Raw genomic sequence first — 18,195 nt, 5'->3', positions numbered from 1 at the left:
CGCAACGCTTCGAGCGCTTCCGCTTTTCTTCGAATCGCGGAAGTGCTCTATCGCTTTGATTTGACGCAATTCCGGACGCAAAACCGCGTTACACTTTTGCTGGAATTGTTTTAGAGACAAAAAACCCGCCGGAACGATCCGGCGGGTTTTTTATTGCCTGCTATGGAAATGATTATTCCGCCGCCATGCGCTGGTAGAAATCATAGGCTTCCTGCTGCAGGCCCGTCAGAGGCGCCGGCATCGGCAAAGCGAGCGGCTCCTGCGCGGCATCCTCTGCCACGACATCGTCAGCGGAAACCGGAAGCGCGTCGGAGGCATCGGCCGACTGTTTGGGGGCGTCTTTCGCCTGCTCCCCGGCGTCGTCAGGCTGCTCTTCGTCCTCAGCCCTCTCCTGCCGGCGGCCCTTGCCTTCCGCTTCATCACTGACAGCCTCGACGCGGTCCACCCCAGATTCATCCTTTTTGCCGACGACATCCGGCGCTGGCGGGTACTGCACGATGGCGAAGGGAACGCCGAGTGGCAGCTGCGCCGGCGGCGGAGTGGAAACGGCGGCTGCAGCTGCCTGAGCCGGCGTCAATGGCGCGCTGTCGCTCGGCGGTGGCGGGTAGCCAGACGAGAAAGGTGCCGCAGCATCGTCAGCGGCCTCCTGCCACGCCGGGACAGGTATATTTGCCAGCGGCAAGGGCAATTCGCCGGCGCTACGGGCAACATCCTGCTGATGCAGTTCGGCGGCATCCAGAACGTCGGCAATCAATGCATTGGCGATGACTGCATTTGCGACTTGTTCGCCCTCGGCTCTGATGGTGTCGATCTCGGGACCGACAGCCTCCATGGCAAACTGGATGGCCACTTTCAGCCCCTCCTGAACGTCGGCGGCGATCTCCTTGAGTTCCGTGGGCAGGGCATTCTGCATGATCTGCGGATCAAACGTGACGGCATCCGAAGGCTGATTGTCGGCGACGGCTTCCAATGCTTCGGCAACGCTGGCCGCAACGAATGCCGCCGCTTCCCCGGACGCATCGGCCGGCGCCTGAGCCGGTTCCTCCTCGACAGATATTACGGTGGCGATCAAGGGATCGGAAACCAGTTCTTCCGCTACATCGACCTGAGTAGACTGGACGCTGGCCTGTATTTCCTCGGCAATCTGCTTTTCTTCCGCCGGCGCAGCCGCCGGATTGGAATTCGTCCGGTCCGACGTCGTTGTTTGCTCGATGCGAGGCTCTGCGGACGTGGCTTGCGGAGCGGCAGAGGTTGCGGGATGAGCCTCGGGAGCTGCCGCGGTCTCTTCGCCTTTCGACAGACCTTCGTTTTCGCCATAGGATTCGATAACGGCTTCGGCCACCAGATCTCGGCCTTTGAAACGGGCGGTCTCCAGATAAGCGATGATATGTGCGGCTTCCGGGCCTGCGGGATCCTTGAGCGCCTGGGCGACGAGCTGCAGGGGAAGCGTTTGGCCCTGCGCCTGCAATTGCTGCTGCACGGTCGCCAATTGCTTCGGAGTAAGCCCCTGAATGACATCGGCAAGCCGCAATGCATGTGCGACATTGCTCTCGTCAGCTTCGGGGGGAGACCCGAGCGATTCACTGACGGAATTCATAATATCCAGCAAGCTCTGGACCATGCTGTCGCGGATCGCCATGAGCATGATGCTCAGTTTGCCTTCCACGGTTGCGCTGGCTGCATGCGATAGCGCCGCAGTCGCGGTCGCGGCGGCGCTGGGACTGGCAACACCCGTGCTGACAGTGACTGCCTGCTTCTGAGAAGCGGCGATTATGTTGGATATGGCTGGGACCGGCTGCAGCATGATGCGCTCCTTTCTCGGCAAGTGACGATGGAAGCAGGTGACATGCGAGCCGCTCATGCGGTCGGTCGCGCTCCGAGGCAGTGCCTATGACTGCCGGGCGCTTCATGACGCCCGTCGAACGCATGGAATCATTAAGGATGATGTAAGAATCGCTTTAAGAAATCCTTAAACGCGAAGAGACCGACGCTGTGCGGCGCGGCATCGGTCGCCATTGTCGGCCAGAAAAATCCGGAAGTGACATCGGCGTTTGATGAAATACGTCAGATTCCTATGTCGCGGGTCCGAAAGCGCCGAGGATCCTCGCAAGTGCGCCTTCGTCGCGATAGGGGAAGGTTCTTCGCACCAAGTCCGGGCTCAGTTGTGGCTGGAGGCTACGCGCCTCGCCCTCGCTGTACTCCCGCCGCACTTCGTCACCGCGCAGAGTATGAGCTGCGGCGAGCAAAATCAGGGTTCGCCATGACTTGCTCGGAACATTCTCGAAATCCTCGACAGCAGCATCCGGATGGCCTTGCTGAAGCCGGATAATCCCCCTGACTGCCCAGAACCACACAGGCGGATACTTCGACTTCCTGAAGCATTCTTCGATTTCGGTTGCGGCCTTTTCCAAATCACCGATGTAGTGAAGCAACTCGGCATGATCGGCGCGAATTTCCACATCGCTCGGCGCCAGATCGCGTGCTTTGGCGTAATGGGACTCAGCGCCATCATAGTTTCGCATCGCCAATTGAACCAAGGCCGCCGCATAGTGGGAAAAGGCATGGTTGTTGTCGAGCCGCAAGGCAATGCGCGAGATTTCTTCGGCGCGGTGCAGTCGCTCGATCACTCCTTCCGTGAAGAAGCAATAGCACAGCGTAATAGCGTACATCGCATGCGCGTCGATGAAGGCTGGGGCGAGGTCCGTCGCTCTCTGGAAGAAGCGTTCGGCCTCCGGCAACAGGTGTTTCGCGTCGAGCATCCTGCCGTAAAGAAAATTCTCGTATGCAGACCAGGAAGCCTCCGGCTTCTCCGCAATCGTCTTTGATGCGCTGGAAAGCACCTTGTCGACGACGAGCGACACAATCTCCGCCGCCGCCGATTCAATGGCGTCGATATCCCAATCCGCGGGAAGATCGAAGGCCCTCGACCAGAGGATTGAAGTAGCCGAGGTGTGCAGGAACCTGACGCCCAACCGGAACGGACCTGCCCCATGAACGCCGATGCTGACCGTGTAGTCGTGGGAACGGCTACCGATTTCAGCGGTCGAAGTAGAGGCGACGTCGATCCAATGCCGATCCGAAAGGAATTGTTCGAGGCCGGAAGTTACCAACCCCATGACCTCCTGCTGATGGGGAAGGGCCGAAGACGTGCCCCCAACTCTGACCAGGACTTTTTCCGGCTCCGGCGATCCCACCGGTTCACCACTGCGCAAGGGCTCCGCCTTTGCGATTTCGGCGTGAGGCGGTTGCCAGTGCCAGACGCGAACCGGCCGCTCGATATTCTTCAGGCGTTTTTCCCCGCCCTCGGCGAACTCGCCGCCTATCCGCGCGGCGATCTGATGGTAGACACCATCGGTGATGCAAATGCCGCCGGGTATCGCGCTTGCCTCAACCCGGGAGGCGACGTTTACGCCATCGCCGAACATATCCGTGCCCTCGACCAGCACGTCGGCAAGGTTGATCCCAATTCGGAGAACGATGTGGGCGCCTTCTCGCTCGCGGCGCGCCAGTTCGCCCTGGATCGCCATCGCGCATTCGACTGCCCCGGTGGCGGAATCGAACACCGACAAGGTTCCGTCGCCTATCAGCTTGAATATGTTGCCGCCGTTGCGCTCAATGTTCGGCGCGATTACGTCCGCCTGCAACGCCTTGATAAGAGCAAGGGTCGCCTCTTCGTCACTCTCCATGAGGCGAGCATAACCAACCACGTCAGTGGCCATGATTGCTGCCAGCCGTCGCTTGACAGGAACGCTCGCCATTCGCCCCCCGAGTGGTTCTGACAGATCGCATCCACCACGTTTGGACACACTATCACAGAACCGTTCCTCCGTCTTCGGAAGGGGCGGGCAGACACGAGCAGGGATGACGCCTTGCTATCCGGCGGTCACTGGGAAAATCTCAGCTATGGGCGAAAATATCCGTTTCCTCCCAGCCGAGCAGATCGAGCTTGGCGCGGGTGGGCAGGAAGGTGAAGCAGGCTTCCGCATGCTCGATGCGGCCATCGCGGACGAGGCGCTCGGTCAGCCGATCGCGAAGCGCGTGCAGATGGAGGACATCGGAAGCTGCATATTCGAGCTGCGCGGGCGAGAGGGTCGCCGCCGCCCAGTCGGAGGATTGCTGTGTCTTGGAAATATCGACATCCAGCATTTCCTTGAGATTGTCCTTCAGGCCGTGGCGGTCGGTATAGGTACGGCTCAGCCGCGAGGCGATCTTCGTGCAGAAGACCGGCGTGGTCGTCACCCCGAAAGTATGAAACAGGACGGCAATATCGAAGCGACCAAAATGAAAGATCTTCTGGCGAGCCGGATCAGCCAGCATGGCGACGAGATTGGGCGCTTCTTTCTGGCCGGCTTCAATGCGGATAACGTCAGCCGTGCCGTCGCCCGGCGACAGTTGGACAACGCATAGCCGATCCCGGCGCGGCACCAATCCCAGCGTCTCGGTATCAATCGCGATGGCGCCGGTATAGCGCGCAGCATCTGCGGCGGAAATGTCGCCTTCGTGATAGCGAATGGTGGCAGCCATGGAACTCTCCAGTCTCGGTCTTCGGATCGATTGCTTGTCTTGCCCGCTATAGCGCACGGAGGCAAACAGCGATACTGCCCAGCGACTTTTCTGGAACGAATAGCTAGCGGGATGAAGGGCGGATGTCCGCCCGCCACATGATTGGCTGCTTCGCGCTTCCGACCACAGTGCCGTCGCTGCCAAATCTCCGGGTTGCGATCAATATTTGCTGCATCTGCGAAATACTTCGCAAAGACTTCCGTCGCACGCATGGAGTAACAGAGCTTAGGCGGAGAGGTTCGCGTTTCGGAGCCGGCAACCGTCTTGAGAAGGACGCCGGCAATGCGTGGCCGCCCTTGGATTTTTAGGGACTGATTCGGCCTCCAAGGTGCTCCCTTACCTTACGGGCTGCCCATTTTCCCGGCATTTTTGGCTGCATGCAACTTTTAGGCTTGCGGTCTGGCGTAGCTCCTCAACCAGCGGGCCATTTCCAGTACAAATGAGGCTCCTAACGGCAATATTTGTTTGAATGCGTCATCATTCCGAAATATAGTTAACATGAAACCGCGAGGGGGAGCTCTGGGGTTTCAATTTCTTCTAGTAACGACCACTCTGTGCGAGGTGATGTCATGGGAGCGCCACGCGTTTTTGTGGGTATGTTCAGTACGTTGATCGTGTTTGCGATAGCGAGCTATTTTATCAACGGATCCTTTATTACGACTTTCTTCGAGACAATCGGGGCTGCAATCCTGTTGCAGGTCGGCTATTTCGCGGTCGTGCTCTTTATGGTCTGGCAAGCGGCCGAAACGCGGCATTCGTTTCTGGAAAGCGAGCAACCGACCAGAACCGGCCTGCCGTCCGACGATATGTCTCGGCCAGCGGTCGGATTTGAGCAATCTCCGCCGATCGGTTCCTGACGATTTTTCGGCTGCACCAGGTCAAGTCGAAAAGACATGAACGCGACCGTTCCACAGGCGGGCGGCTGTCAGCCTGCCCGTGTGGAAGGCGCCTGTGTCGAGGTTCAGGCGCAGTCCGCGAGCCTTCACTTCCTTTATCGGCGTGTGCCCATGAACAACGAGCTTCGGCAGCGGCTGTACGCTGTCGAGGAAACGAGACCTGATGAAGACGAGATCTTCGTCCACCTGATCTGCGATCGGTACCTCTGGATCGATCCCGGCATGGACGAAGAGCGCATTCGGCGTATCCAGAAGGATCGGAAGCTCGCGCATAAACGTCACGTGACTGGCCGGCAGGGATGATCGGATGAATTCATCGAGCTTCTTTTGCGAGGGATACTGGCGTGCAAGATGCGCCGCATCGAGCCCATAGGAATGCAGCGTGACATCGGCTCCCATGGCGAACCATTGCGAGAGCGATATATCGTCATCGATGTAGGAGAGCATTGCCAGCTCATGGTTTCCGGTCAGGCAGACGCGGTCAAAATTCGGCGGAGGCGGCGCCATTAACCGGCTGATCACCCGCGCAGATGATGGCCCGCGGTCGATGAAATCTCCGAGCATGACAATCAGCTTGCGACCCGGCAGCCGCGATGCGTCGGCAACGATGGTCGCCTCGACTTCAGCCAGGAGATCATGGCGCCCGTGAACGTCGCCGATCACATAGGTCGGGGTTTCCGAATTATCGATATAGGCGCGGCGGCGCGACCGGTCGAACCGGGCAGACAACTGCCTGCGCAATGAATTTCCAGCCATGCAATCCTTTCGCCTCATGCATTCAAGGCCTAAATGCCGCATCTCCAAGGCCCCGCGGAGATGCTATCGGCCTTGCCGAGATGCTGTTAGCAGGATTTATAAGGAAGTGGTAATCCTTTGAGGGCTTGGAATAAATGCGATTTGGGAATGTCTACCAACTATGTTGCAGGCAGTGAATCGACGTGAAACGGATGCGTGTTTGCGATAAGGCAATTGCATCGCTCGCACCTCACCCAAACCGGTATCGAGTCTGATCCTGATATCCATGAAAGCGATGTAATTTCATTTTGATATCCGCCGTGCGGCCAGCAGGTTGAATTTCCATAGCAACGAGAAGCAAATGCGCAAAAGGATCATGATTATCGGCCTTGCCGCTGCCCTGATTGCCCTTGCAAGGCCCGCCTTTGCGCATGCGGAACTCACGACGTCCTCGCCGGCGGACGGGTCTTCAGTCTCCGCATCGCCGACGGAGCTGGATCTCAGCTTCTCGGAGGCCCTCAATCTGAATTTCAGCGGCCTGACGATCACGGGATCGGACAAATCGGCAATCGAGACCGGCGACCCCATGCTCATGGATGGAGACAAGGTCCTGATAGTGCCGGTGTCGCAAACGCTTTCCGCCGGCGCTTACACCGTCTACTGGCACGTTCTTTCGACCGATGGTCATAAGAGCAGCGGCAGCTACAGCTTTACCGTGACGCCTTGATCACTCCCGATACAGCATATCAGGCGTGCCGCTTTCTGCACGATACATCGCTCATGCTCCTGTGGGGCTGCTCGGCGTTCCTTTCCGCTCTTGCGCCGGCTTCCATATCGAGGCGCGTCTGGCCGAAATTCACGGGCTTTGTGCTGGCTGCTGCAATCGTTTCCATGCTCACGACCGCAATTGCCTTGCCTCTGCAAACCGGGATAATCGGCAATGGCTGGGTGGATGCGGTCAATTCCGCGACGATCCACGATGTGCTCTTCGAGACGACGGCGGGATGGGCATGGCAGGTCCAGGCCGTGAGCAGCGTTCTTCTTCTCGTGGCATTCCTTGCTCCACGCCACCTGAGGCCGGCAGCACTTGCTCTGACCGCAGGGCTTGGCCTTGCGTCCCTGACATTGACCGGCCACGCCGCGATGCACCAAGGCTGGTTTGGACTAGCACATCGCCTCAACGATATCGTCCATCTTCTTGCCGCAGGCAGCTGGTTCGGAGCGCTCGTGCCGCTGATTCCCATCCTGCGACTGCTTGAGGTAGAGGAATGCAGGCGGGATGCGGGACGCGCACTCAAACGGTTCTCCAATATCGGACACGCAGCGGTCGCCCTGGTCATTCTATCGGGACTGATCAACACGGCGCTGATCCTGGGCCGCTTGCCGACGAACTGGGCTTCTCCCTACCAGGCGATGCTGGCGTTCAAGATTGCCGTCGTCACCTGCATGACGATGCTTGCGATCATCAACCGATATGTCTTCGTCCCGAGGATAGGCCGGCAGCCTCAACGTGCACTGGCCGCAATCCGTACAGGCACGATTGTAGAGATCGCACTTGGCATTGTTGCGATCGCCTGCGTGGCTGTTTTCGGCATGCTGGAGCCTGCTTGAGGGTTGGAGCCACACTCTTGGTCCGCTGGTCGAGAGCTGGGAGCGAAGCCAGCGAACCGCTGTCTCATTTCTGCTCAGACCAACGTCCTATGCCCGGACAGACCTATCTCCCAGAACGCAAATCTTTGGTCCTAATGCCATAGAATTACGCCTTCTCCTGCGCCAGTTTTTTCCAGCGCCGGAAGTGGCAGGGTATCTGACCATTTTTGTGGGGCGCGCGGAGACGATTGATGAACATGGACGGCTTCCTGAAAAACGATCCCATCGCCGTGATGCTTGCCGCAGTTCCTCTCCGCGGCGGCGTCGCGGAATTGGCTTCGAGGTAAGCGGCCATGCGGCAAGCCAAGCGAATCCTCGTGACAGGCGGTGCAGGTTTCCTCGGGTCGTTCCTTTGCGAGCGACTCTTACAAGAAAAGCACGAGGTTATTTGCGTCGATAATTTTTTCACCGGGCGGAGAGGCAATGTCGCGCATTTGCTCGACGACAAGTCTTTCGAAATCATCCGTCACGACATCACATTCCCGCTCTATGTAGAGGTCGACGAGATCTACAATCTGGCTTGCCCCGCAAGCCCGGTTCACTATCAGTTCGATCCGGTACAGACGACCAAAACCAGTGTTCATGGCGCGATCAATATGCTGGGCCTTGCCAAGCGAGTCGGCGCAAGGATACTCCAGGCTTCCACGTCGGAAGTCTATGGAGATCCGGAAATCCATCCCCAACCGGAGGGCTATTGGGGCAAGGTGAACCCGATCGGCCCGCGCTCCTGTTACGACGAGGGAAAGCGATGCGCCGAAACCCTGTTCTTCGATTATTGGCGCCAGCACAGTCTCCGGATCAAGGTCGCGCGGATTTTCAACACATATGGTCCGAGAATGCAGGCCGATGACGGTCGCGTTGTCTCGAACTTCATCGTTCAGGCACTGCAGAACAAGCCGATAACGGTCTATGGCAACGGTGAGCAGACGCGCTCGTTCTGCTACGTCGATGACCTCATCGGCGGCCTGGTTGGCCTGATGGGAACGAAGGACGAGGTTACAGGCCCGATCAATCTCGGCAATCCTGTCGAGTTCACGATGCTCGAGCTTGCCAATCTCGTCATCGAACTCACCGGAAGCCGATCGAAGATAAAATTCCTGCCTCTACCTGCCGATGATCCCAGGCAGCGGCGACCGGATATCGGGCTGGCCACCCGCGAACTCGGCTGGAAGCCCAAAGTTCAGTTACGAGAAGGGCTTGCCAGAACTGTTGCCCATTTTGAAGACCGGCTTTCGCTATGCGCTTCGCAATCGGTCGCCGCGGAATGACCACTGTCCTCGTCACCGGTGGAGCCGGTTATATCGGATCGCATTGCTGCAAGGCGTTCGCCGAAGCGGGCTGGACGGTCGTCACCTACGACAATCTTTCGCGCGGCCGGCGCGAGGCGGTCAAATGGGGGCCACTGGTCGAGGGCGACATTGCGGACGCCGAGACAATGGCTGCAGCGCTGCGCCAGTACCGACCGGATGTGGTGGCGCATTTCGCTGCCTATGCCTATGTCGGCGAATCTGTCGAGCGCCCCGAACTCTACTACCGGAACAACAGTTTCGGAACGCTGGTGCTGCTCGAGGAAATGCTGAAGGCAGGGGTCGACAAGCTGATCTTTTCGAGCACCTGCGCTTCCTATGGCATTCCGGTGCAAACGCCGATCGATGAAGAGCATCCGCAGTGGCCGATCAATCCTTATGGATGGTCGAAATTCATCATCGAACGGATGATAGACGATCTTTCGCGCGCTCACGGTCTCAACGCTGTCATGCTGCGCTATTTCAATGCGGCAGGCTGCGATCCGGATGGAGAGATCGGCGAACATCATGAGCCTGAGACGCATGTGGTTCCGCTTGCCATAGAGGCGGCGACTCGGCCCGGCCGGTTTTTCACCGTCAATGGCACCGATTTCGATACACCCGACGGAACGGCTGTGCGCGACTATGTCCATGTCAGCGATCTGGCACAGGCGCATGTCCTTGCGGGCAAAATGCTGCTGCAGAGGCCCGGCGTGCATGCCTACAATCTCGGCACGGGCAATGGAACGACGGTAAAGGAATTGGTCGACGCCGTTGCTCGTGCTTGCGGACGTGAGCTTCCCGTTTCCTATGGCCCCCGCAGGCCGGGCGACCCACCGGCTCTCGTCGCTTCGGCGGCCAAGGCTCAGCGGGAGCTTGGATGGGTGCCCACGCAATCCGGCATGGACAGGATCGTCGACACGGCACTTGCCTGGTATCGCAGCCGGATGTGATCCTTACCTGCGGGGCGTCGTCAGAAAATCATCGAGAGCGGCGCCGACCGCTTCGAACGAGAATTTTTCCGTCACCCGCTTTCTGGCGGCCGCACCGAGCCGCGCACGAAGGTCTCTGCCGTCTTTCAGTCTCGTCAAGGCTTGCGCAATTTCCGCCGGCCTCTCCTTACGCACCATCAGGCCGCCGGAGGCTTCTCCGTCCAAGAGAATGTCCGGCAAGCCTTGCGCGTCCGTGGCGATGACAGGAAGCCCGCAGGCCATCGCTTCCAGCGGCGCGACCGGCATGCCTTCGATGCGTGAGGCCGTGACATAGGCGTCTGCCGCCGAAAGCCAGCGCCGGATCAGAGGCCGATCCGTGGTGTAGGTGGAAAGCCAGTGCAAATTCGACAGGCCGCTTTTTCGCAGGAGTTCCGCGAATGCCTCGCTGTCCTGGCCAGAGCCGATGATTACCAATTGGCAGGCCGGATCATTGGCGAACTCCGCCCAGGCATTCAGGAGAACATCGAGACCCTTGCGATGGATATCGATACGTCCGTGATTGACGACAATGAAGCCGTCCTGCGGCAGGCCAAGGCCGGCTCGTGCCGCGCTGCGATCCATCGCTCGCCATTCCTCGGTGTCCAGCGGGTTTGGGATATCGGCGATGTCGAGCGCAATGCGCGGATAGGCATTGGCGAGGCGGTCCCGCTCCGCGGAGGAAGCGACGATCAGGCCGCGGCAGGCGCGAAGGGAGAGCTGTCTTGCAACGGCTTCGATCCAGGAAAGCGTGCGATCTCCGCCCTGGAAGCTGGCATAGAGGGGAATATTTAGCCGGCGCGCCAACCATGCAAGCGCGTCGAAGCGAACATATTCATATTCCTGGGCGAGCAGCACGTCGCATCGGGCGCGCGTGAGAATCTCCTGAAAGGCGGCAAACGGTATCGCTGCCCAGCGGCGCAGGCTATGGACGGCAGGAGAATGGCTGAACCGAGGCCGTCTTCCCGGTGCAACCCAGATCGACACGCCCGCGCCCGAATGCTCGTAGCACTCGGTTCGGGTCACGCGTTCGGATGCGCAGACGATGACCGGCCTGTGCCCTACCGCCTTTAGCGCGGCGGCATAGCCGAATAGCCAGCCTCCGGTCATCCGCTCGACGAAATCCTGTAGCTCCAGCCCTATCGGCTCGAGAAACTCCTCGATCACATCACCCCATGGAAAGAGGGCGATGACGCGCGGCGCCTGGCGACCGTTCATTTGCGCCAAGCGAAGGCTGTCTCGGTGCCGCTCGTTGTGGGCCGGTGCATCAAATAGCCGATAACCGTAACCGGAGCCGCCAGCGCATAGAGTACCTTGCGGCGTCGGCGCCCGAGACGGGAAAACGAGATGTCATGGAAGAAGGCCGTGGCGGGGTTGATGAAAGTGGCGCGCCGTTCCGGCGGCCTGTCGAAAAGGGCTGTGAGTTCCGGATCGCGGTATCCCCGTCGGACATGGCCCCATTCGCGCATCAGTTCGCTCTCATGCGGACAATGGGGTTTCATCACACTGAAATAGGGATAATGCCACTTCGCTTCAGGAGTTGAGACAAGGACATATCCGCCCGGTCGCACCACCCGTAACGCCTCGCTCGCGGCGCGGCGATCGTCTTCAATATGCTCCAGCACGTCGAACAGGGTAACGATGTCGAAACTGCCATCGTCGAAAGGCAGCGTACATGCATCGCCGCAAATGAAAGTCGATTTCGCCCAGGAAGGCTGATGCGCGGCCAATTCCGGGTCGATGTCAAAGGTGATGATATCAGCATCCGGGTAGAGGATGCTCGCAAGGCCGCTACGGCCGCCACCGATTTCCAGCACCCGTCCCGAACCTGCCGTTTCAGTTGGGGCAATACGATGGATGGCGCGCATCTTCTCCCGATAGAACAGGCCATCCGTCAGACCATTGGGATAAGGGTTCCTGGACAAGAACCGGCCGAGTGGCGCTTTCTTGATCATCGTGCTGTCTCCTTGGCAATGGCAGTGGCTGCGCGCATCGGGACCTGCTGCTTTCTCCAGCCGAAGCGCAGAAAAAACTGCAATCCGGCGAGCCACCCCTTAATTTCCGCGGCCAGAATTCCGAGCCTGCCCGGCGAACCCTTAATAAGCGTCTTGAGGAAGGTCCTCGCAAAATGAATCGGTAGCTGCGTCCAGACGCGCACAATATTGCCGCGATCGCCGAAATTGTCGTATTGCACGATCAGCGCCGCCACATGACCCTTCATGTAAGCCTTCATTTGCCGCTTGAGCCCCGGCCAATCGCTTCTGTGATGGTGGAAGACAACCGCCCGCGGTTCGTAGAGGCACTCCCCGCCAGTCGCCAGCAGCCGATACCAGAGTTCCGAATCCTCGGAACATCCTGCAGCGCCTGCCCCGAGGCGTTCATCGAACAGGCCGAGCCGCTCGAATACGGATCGCCGAAAGGCCATGTTGGCTCCAGCACCGATCTTCCAGACATGCGCCCCATGCGGCCGGGTCTCTTCGAAGAACTGTCTTCCGAAAGTGCGCGGTATGAAACTGGTCCCGAAACCGCCCATGGCGAACTCGAAATAGCATTGCGCGCCGGTGTCGAGGCGTGCCGGCAGCACCAGGCCGGTCATCGCTTCGACATCCCGCCCGGCAAAGGCGCGTGCGATCTCGGCGGTCCAGCCCGGATGGACTTCGACGTCGTCATCGGTGAAGGAAATAATGTTCAGCCGGCTTGCGCGGATCCCTGCGTTTCTCGCACGGCTCAACCCGGCGCGCGGCTCATGCACGTAGCGGATATCAGGAAATTCGGTGCAAACGCTCCTGGCATTGCAGTCTCTGGAATTGTCGACGACGATGATCTCTCCCGGAGTGCCGCGCTGCGCCACTACGCTGCGAAGGCATTCCGCCAGCGCCGGACCCCGATCACGGGTGCAGATCACTACGGAAATATCATCCGCGGCGACTGAAGATGCGGTTGCGAACTCATCGAGGCTCTCGATCAGATTTTCGGCTTCAAGTGCGGATGCAAGCGAGATCGCGGGTTTCGCCCATCCTTCATAGGTGGCTCGCAGCGGTGCGCCGAGCATCACGGCACGCGCTTCCAATTGCCTCGCCGCATATTCGGCGGTGAGCTGGCGCAACAGGGAGATTCCGAAAGGCAGCTCCTCCTGCAGGGATGCGCGCGTTCCAAGCGGCAAGTCCTTCCACCAGAAGACGGACAAAGCCCGCCCACCCGGCGTGCCGGCGTCGGCGTCGGCGATTGCGAGATCGATATGCCTTATGTCGAAGCGCTCCGTCATGGATTGCGCTCCCGGATCGACCGGATGCGGGCAAGCGAGCGATCGTATTCACCCGCAAGGCCGTAGATGCCGCCCCATAGTTCCGCGATGCCGAAGCGCAGGTCTTGGCCACGACGCCGGGCTGCAGCGCGAGCGAGCGCCTTCAACTGATCGAGGAACCACCACCGGACCATGGCGCGATGCCGCGCACGCATTTCACTGTCTGCGCGGTAACTTTTGACGAGGAAGGCCATCATGCCGAGGCCCCAGGTCCAATATTGTCGTCGGAGCTGCGGGATGGTTTCGCGGTGCTCGTGATAGACCGTGTATTCCGGCTCATAGATCATCGGACTGCCGGATCGCAGCACGCGGTAAAAAATGTCGAGATCACCGCCCCCAGGCAATGGCGCGCCCGTATCAAGAGCTTCGTCGAAACCGCCAAGTTCGATCAGCAGCGCACGATCGAAGGCCATGTTGCAGCCGGCGCCAAGAATGCCTGATCCCACCGGGTGTAGCGGATTGTCGAACCGCGCATTGTGGAATTCCCTTCTCGCAAAACCACGGCCAAATCCTCCCCGTCGTTCGAAAAAGATCTGTGCCTCGGTATCGAGCCGATAGGGCAGCACTAGGCCCGTAAAGCCGCCGGCACGGGGATTGTCACGGCACGCCTTGGCAAGGCCTGCGAGCCAATTGCGGTCGACCACCACGTCATCGTCCAAGTATGCAATGATATCGCCGGTGGCCGCGTGAAGGGCCGCGTTGCGGGCGAAGTCGAGCCCCGGCCTCGGTTCAAAAACATAGCGGACATCCCTAAAACCGGTGACGGCCTCGCGCGTGGCGTTGTCCACCGAGGCATTGTCGACGACGACGATTTCGACGGACGGGAAGGCATGCTTTGCCCGAACCCGATCGAGCGAACCCAGCAGCCGGGAAAGACGCTGCGCGCGATCCTTGGTACAGATCGCTATGCTAAGGCTCGGCAGCTTCGCGGCCTTCGCCGGCCGTCTCTCTGCAAGTGCTTCTTCCATCTTTGCGGCAAGAACGCGTCCGGCAAAGCGCTGGTCGGCGAGGGCTTTCAGCCTATCGACCGTCAGCACCGATCCGGCGGGTAGCTCGATCATTTCGAATGCGATTAGCCGGCTTTGCCAGCGGACGATGAGACCGACGCCGTTCTGCCCGGCGGTGAGTTCGATCGGCATCAGAGGTTGCGACAGCTCAATTTCAGCAAGCTTGTAGCTCATCAGCCAATCCCACCCATGACAGCGCGATTGAGCTGAAACTCGTGAAGCCTGGAAAAATGACCCTGCCGCTGGAAGAGTTCGCCCGGCGAGCCGGCTTCGATGACGCGCCCCTTTTGCATCACGATGATCTGGTCGGCAGCCTGAACGGTCGAGAGCCGGTGAGCGATCACGACCACGGTCCGGTTATGGGAATATTCGTCGAGCGCGAGCTGGAACGCCTGTTCGGTCTCGACATCGAGCGCATTCGTCGCCTCGTCCAGGAGGAGAATGTCGGGATTGCGAAGTATTGTTCGGGCGAGAGCGACGCGCTGCCTTTGTCCACCTGACAGACGCATCCCCTGGTCGCCGACACGTGTCTCGTAGCCACCCGGCAGCTGCCGGATGAAATCATGCGCCCTGGCAATCTCTGCGGCTCTGCGTATCTCGGCCTTGCCGGCTTCCAGGTCGCCATAGGCGATATTGGCAGCGATCGTGTCGTTGAAGAGATGGACCTCCTGAGACATCAGCGATAGGCGCTTGCGCCAACTGCGGAGATCGAATTCAGGAAGGGACACGTCGTCCGCAAGAACATTGCCTGACGTGGGATCGATAAAGCGAAAAAGCAGCGCCATTATCGTCGACTTGCCTGCGCCCGACTCGCCCACGATCGCCGTGGTCTTGCCTCTTGGAATGCTGAAGGAGACATCTTGCAAAGCGAGTGGCTGATCGGGAGCATAGTGGAAGGAAACATTCCGGAATTCGATGGCGTTGCCGAGCGCGGGTGCAGGCAGATGCCCCTCAGAGAGAAAAGGCCTTTCCGTCTTGCGCAGAAAATCGTCGACGTCGTCAATGCTGCCGGTGAGGCCATCCAGTGCGACCTTCGACTGCAGCAGTTCCCGCGTCGGACCTTGAAGCCGGTAGAGCAGAGATAGAAATGCGGCCAGTGCGGCAATGCCTATATCCGTCGACTGGGCGATGAGGACGAGCGCGCCGATCAGGATTGTGATCGAGATTTCCGAAACCGGTCCAGGCGTCGCCCACAGCATGTCGAGTTTCAGAAGACGTTTTCGCACAGTATCCGACGTCTGCCGAAAGCGACTGCGTTCGTAATCCTCCTGAGCAAAGGCCCGGATCAATTGCAGCCCGTTGATGCTTTCCCACATTCTGAGGCCAAACTGCTTGTTTTCTTCGACAACGGCCTTGCCTGTCTCATCGGCGCGGCGCGTCGCCAGACGAATGGCCATGGCGCCGAGGAACAGAAACATCATCGAGACAAGGGTCAGCTCGATGGAAATCAGCAGCATCAGCAGAATGAAGACGGTGAAGGTGCAGAAGCAGATCATCAATCGGTAGGCGAGGCTCAAGCCTTGGCTGACCTTCCAGGTGTTGTTGGCGATTGTCGTGATGATGTCCGAACGCTTGTTTTCAACCCGGTAGTCGACGCAGGAACTGATCGTCTGGTCGAAGACCCTTGTTCGCAACCGATGTGCGACAAGACCGTCCACGTATCGGCTCACCCAGGCGTTGACGAAATGGACCGCATTCTTGAGCAGGATGCTGACGCATAAAAGCGCGACCAGAAACGCCGTCAAATGACTTTCGGGGACCCGCATCAGAAGTCGGTCGAAAATCGGCTGCCATCGACCCTGCTGGGGCGCTGCTGCCCCGAGACTCTGGATCAGGGGGATGAAGAGGAAAAGCCCTGCTCCCTCGAGGACCGCCCCGGCCAATCCAAGCCCGACGATCGTCGGCCCAGCCCAGGCAGGCGCCGCCGCCAGGCGAAAAAGCCGCCGCAATTGCGTAAAGACGGGCGCGATCAGCGTCACAGGATCGTCTCCGCATAGAGAGGCCGGAACTTGTCGTTCCTGTTTCGCAAGCGCTTTACGGGAGCCTTGATCCAATTCGGAACCAGCCGTGCCCGGCAATAGACTTCCAGCATGTGCGGCAGGCAGGAGATTGTCCGCCGTGGCTCCATTGCGAAGAATCGCCTCAAGAGGTGGCAGCCCTCGAGCGTTCGCCCGCCGACGAAACCTCTGACGGCCAGCCAATGGATCATGTCGAGCAGATGACCATCGAGATCGGCGCCATATTGAGGATATTTTTCGCGATATTCGGCAAGAACGATTTCACATGACCGCAGCATCTGCATGACGTCGCTCGACATGTTCGTGTTCGTCACGCGATAGCCGACAAGATATTCAGGTATGACGCGAAATTCATAACTCTCCGCAATTCGCAGACACATCAGAAGATCCTCGCAGCCCTGGGCGCTACGCCCCCTTAGTGAAGGTTCGAACCGGCCGGCCTTTTCAAATGCGGAACGACGCAGGAGCATCGAGCTGCCGTTGCCGACGAAATTGTTCCTGCACAGCTGCTGGAGCACGCGTCCTTCGGCGATCGGGCGGTTATCCTTCGAGAATACACGGCTATCGCCGTCGATAAGGGCAAACCAGCAATAGGCCAATCCCGCCGATGAGCCGCCTGCCTCCAGCGCCTGCAACTGAAGAGAGATCTTTGACGGAGCCCATAGATCATCAGCATCGACAAAGGCCAGAAACGCCGCGTCGGTCGCAGCAACGCCATGGTTGCGGGCTGCGGCGACGCCACTGTTCTGCTGTTGAAGTGTCCGAATCCGGCGATCCTGCTTTGCGTAGGCGGCCGCGATCGATGCCGAATTGTCCGACGAGCCATCATCGACGACTATGATCTCAAGGGCTTGATGGGTTTGCCGGCAGATGCTGGCCAGGGTCGCACCGATCGTTCGCTCGGCATTGTACATTGGCACGACAACCGCGACGGTCGCACTTCGCTCGCTCTTCACTCTCAATGCCACCCTTCGCCCTTCGCGGGGGCATTGGCACATCGCGTGCTTTTACGGATAGAAGCGACGACGGGAGTTGCGGCAATCATGCCCATTTTTGACAACCCCGCCATGCTCATCGAACCACTCCACCGCCAAAAATAGCCGGATATTCCGACGCTTGCATCGACAAGAAGCTGGCGCAGCAGACGTCCAAATCTATGGCACTAGGACCAAAGATTCTTGCCCTCGGACCTGGGTCCATGCTGGTTCAGACGTTGGTCTGATGATGCGTCGCACGATTTGGAGATCGGCAGCATCGCCCTCGCCTTGCTTCCGGGACTCTTCACGGTGGTTTGGGCTTTTAGTTCTGGTGCTTGGCCGCTGGGCTATCGTTGCCGAGGAAGATGCCGTCTTGGCGCCAGGGATAGGGGCTGTTTGGAACGCAAAAGCCCGCCGTGGGGCGGGCTATTTGTGTGGATTTGGTTGCGGGGGCAGGATTTGAACCTGCGGCCTTCAGGTTATGAGCCTGACGAGCTACCGGGCTGCTCCACCCCGCGTCCTCTAGGTAAGCCGCTGAGCGGCTTATCCGGTGTTGCGCATTCGGCTTTGCCGAATGTCGCGATAACGTCACCGCAAAGCGGTGATGCTTTCTGCCGGAGCCAATTGCGGATCAATTGGTCTCCTGTAATGGACGCACCATTATAGTACCGGTGCGCCGATCTTTCATTTCATATGTTCTGCGGCAGGCCCCAAAAGCAAAAGGCCGCTTTCGCGGCCCGATGATTTCGGCTTGGGCCGAGGCGTGTCGAGAAGATTGTTTGTTGCGTTTG

General features: G+C 59.3%; 16 protein-coding genes and 1 tRNA gene. 5 read left to right on the top strand and 12 right to left on the bottom strand.

Annotation, left to right across the window (positions count from 1 at the left end; all coding sequences use genetic code 11):
• Positions 1-172: 172 nt before the first annotated feature.
• The 3 genes from DTW90_RS06060 to DTW90_RS06050 all read right to left on the bottom strand — a co-directional run bounded on the left by DTW90_RS06060 (position 173) and on the right by DTW90_RS06050 (position 4,524).
• Positions 173-1,804, bottom strand: a complete 1,632-nt coding sequence (locus tag DTW90_RS06060) for a hypothetical protein (RefSeq protein WP_149337096.1) — start codon at positions 1,802-1,804, stop codon at positions 173-175.
• Between the two features lie 268 nt (positions 1,805-2,072).
• Positions 2,073-3,758 (bottom strand): adenylate/guanylate cyclase domain-containing protein, encoded by a 1,686-nt coding sequence (locus DTW90_RS06055; protein ID WP_149337094.1) that lies wholly within the window; start codon positions 3,756-3,758, stop codon positions 2,073-2,075.
• 139 nt (positions 3,759-3,897) lie between these two features.
• On the bottom strand, positions 3,898-4,524 hold the full coding sequence (locus tag DTW90_RS06050; RefSeq protein ID WP_132528315.1) for a ribonuclease D: 627 nt from the start codon (positions 4,522-4,524) through the stop codon (positions 3,898-3,900).
• A 608-nt stretch (positions 4,525-5,132) separates the two neighbouring features.
• Between DTW90_RS06050 and DTW90_RS06045 the strand changes: the two genes are divergently transcribed.
• Positions 5,133-5,420 (top strand): exopolysaccharide production repressor protein, encoded by a 288-nt coding sequence (locus tag DTW90_RS06045; protein ID WP_132528314.1) that lies wholly within the window; start codon positions 5,133-5,135, stop codon positions 5,418-5,420.
• A 21-nt stretch (positions 5,421-5,441) separates the two neighbouring features.
• Here the strand turns inward: DTW90_RS06045 and DTW90_RS06040 are convergent, their stop codons facing one another.
• Positions 5,442-6,215, bottom strand: coding sequence for a metallophosphoesterase (locus tag DTW90_RS06040; protein ID WP_149337092.1), 774 nt, complete (start codon positions 6,213-6,215; stop codon positions 5,442-5,444).
• A gap of 340 nt (positions 6,216-6,555) precedes the next feature.
• On the opposite strand from DTW90_RS06040, the gene copC reads away from it, so the two are divergent.
• Together copC and copD are read left to right on the top strand one after the other, a co-directional pair.
• Positions 6,556-6,921, top strand: coding sequence for a copper homeostasis periplasmic binding protein CopC (gene copC / locus DTW90_RS06035; RefSeq protein WP_149337090.1), 366 nt, complete (start codon positions 6,556-6,558; stop codon positions 6,919-6,921).
• Positions 6,918-7,805 carry a copper homeostasis membrane protein CopD gene (gene copD, locus DTW90_RS06030; RefSeq protein ID WP_281407559.1) on the top strand — a complete coding sequence of 296 codons (888 nt, stop codon included), beginning with the start codon at positions 6,918-6,920 and terminating at the stop codon, positions 7,803-7,805. The genes copC and copD overlap by 4 nt, the downstream gene beginning before the upstream one ends.
• A 145-nt stretch (positions 7,806-7,950) precedes the next feature.
• On the opposite strand, the gene DTW90_RS37000 is transcribed toward copD, so the two are convergent.
• A complete protein-coding gene (locus DTW90_RS37000) occupies positions 7,951-8,139 on the bottom strand; it encodes a hypothetical protein (RefSeq protein WP_188079889.1) in 189 nt (62 codons plus the stop codon).
• Here DTW90_RS37000 and DTW90_RS06025 point away from each other — a divergent pair.
• Positions 8,138-9,112, top strand: a complete 975-nt coding sequence (locus DTW90_RS06025; protein ID WP_149337089.1) for a UDP-glucuronic acid decarboxylase family protein — start codon at positions 8,138-8,140, stop codon at positions 9,110-9,112. The two genes, DTW90_RS37000 and DTW90_RS06025, sit on opposite strands and share 2 nt — an antisense overlap.
• The gene (galE, locus tag DTW90_RS06020) at positions 9,109-10,083 is read left to right on the top strand and encodes a UDP-glucose 4-epimerase GalE (protein WP_149337087.1); all 975 of its coding nucleotides are present in this window, start codon (positions 9,109-9,111) and stop codon (positions 10,081-10,083) included. Before DTW90_RS06025 ends, galE begins: the two co-directional genes overlap by 4 nt.
• A 3-nt stretch (positions 10,084-10,086) precedes the next feature.
• Here galE and DTW90_RS06015 read toward each other — a convergent pair whose 3' ends face one another.
• The 7 genes from DTW90_RS06015 to DTW90_RS05985 all read right to left on the bottom strand — a co-directional run bounded on the left by DTW90_RS06015 (position 10,087) and on the right by DTW90_RS05985 (position 17,922).
• Positions 10,087-11,316 (bottom strand): glycosyltransferase family 4 protein, encoded by a 1,230-nt coding sequence (locus DTW90_RS06015; protein WP_149338356.1) that lies wholly within the window; start codon positions 11,314-11,316, stop codon positions 10,087-10,089.
• Positions 11,313-12,053 (bottom strand): class I SAM-dependent methyltransferase, encoded by a 741-nt coding sequence (locus tag DTW90_RS06010; protein WP_149337085.1) that lies wholly within the window; start codon positions 12,051-12,053, stop codon positions 11,313-11,315. Before DTW90_RS06010 ends, DTW90_RS06015 begins: the two co-directional genes overlap by 4 nt.
• Positions 12,050-13,363 (bottom strand): glycosyltransferase, encoded by a 1,314-nt coding sequence (locus DTW90_RS06005; RefSeq protein ID WP_149337083.1) that lies wholly within the window; start codon positions 13,361-13,363, stop codon positions 12,050-12,052. Before DTW90_RS06005 ends, DTW90_RS06010 begins: the two co-directional genes overlap by 4 nt.
• A complete protein-coding gene (locus DTW90_RS06000; protein ID WP_149337081.1) occupies positions 13,360-14,583 on the bottom strand; it encodes a glycosyltransferase in 1,224 nt (407 codons plus the stop codon). The genes DTW90_RS06005 and DTW90_RS06000 overlap by 4 nt, the downstream gene beginning before the upstream one ends.
• Complete coding sequence (locus DTW90_RS05995) at positions 14,583-16,388, bottom strand: ABC transporter ATP-binding protein (RefSeq protein ID WP_149337079.1); 1,806 nt, start codon at positions 16,386-16,388, stop codon at positions 14,583-14,585. Before DTW90_RS05995 ends, DTW90_RS06000 begins: the two co-directional genes overlap by 1 nt.
• Positions 16,385-17,383: a glycosyltransferase family 2 protein gene (locus DTW90_RS05990; RefSeq protein WP_246664929.1), complete on the bottom strand. Its 999-nt coding sequence runs from the start codon at positions 17,381-17,383 to the stop codon at positions 16,385-16,387. Before DTW90_RS05990 ends, DTW90_RS05995 begins: the two co-directional genes overlap by 4 nt.
• Positions 17,384-17,845: 462 nt before the next feature.
• A tRNA-Met gene (locus DTW90_RS05985) sits at positions 17,846-17,922 on the bottom strand.
• Between the last annotated feature and the right edge of the window lie 273 nt (positions 17,923-18,195).

It is taken from the genome of Neorhizobium sp. P12A, assembly GCF_008365395.1.
Taxonomy (GTDB): Bacteria; Pseudomonadota; Alphaproteobacteria; order Rhizobiales; family Rhizobiaceae; genus Rhizobium.
Note: the sequence above shows the minus strand (reverse complement) of the source record. Positions and strands in the feature narration are given on the sequence as shown.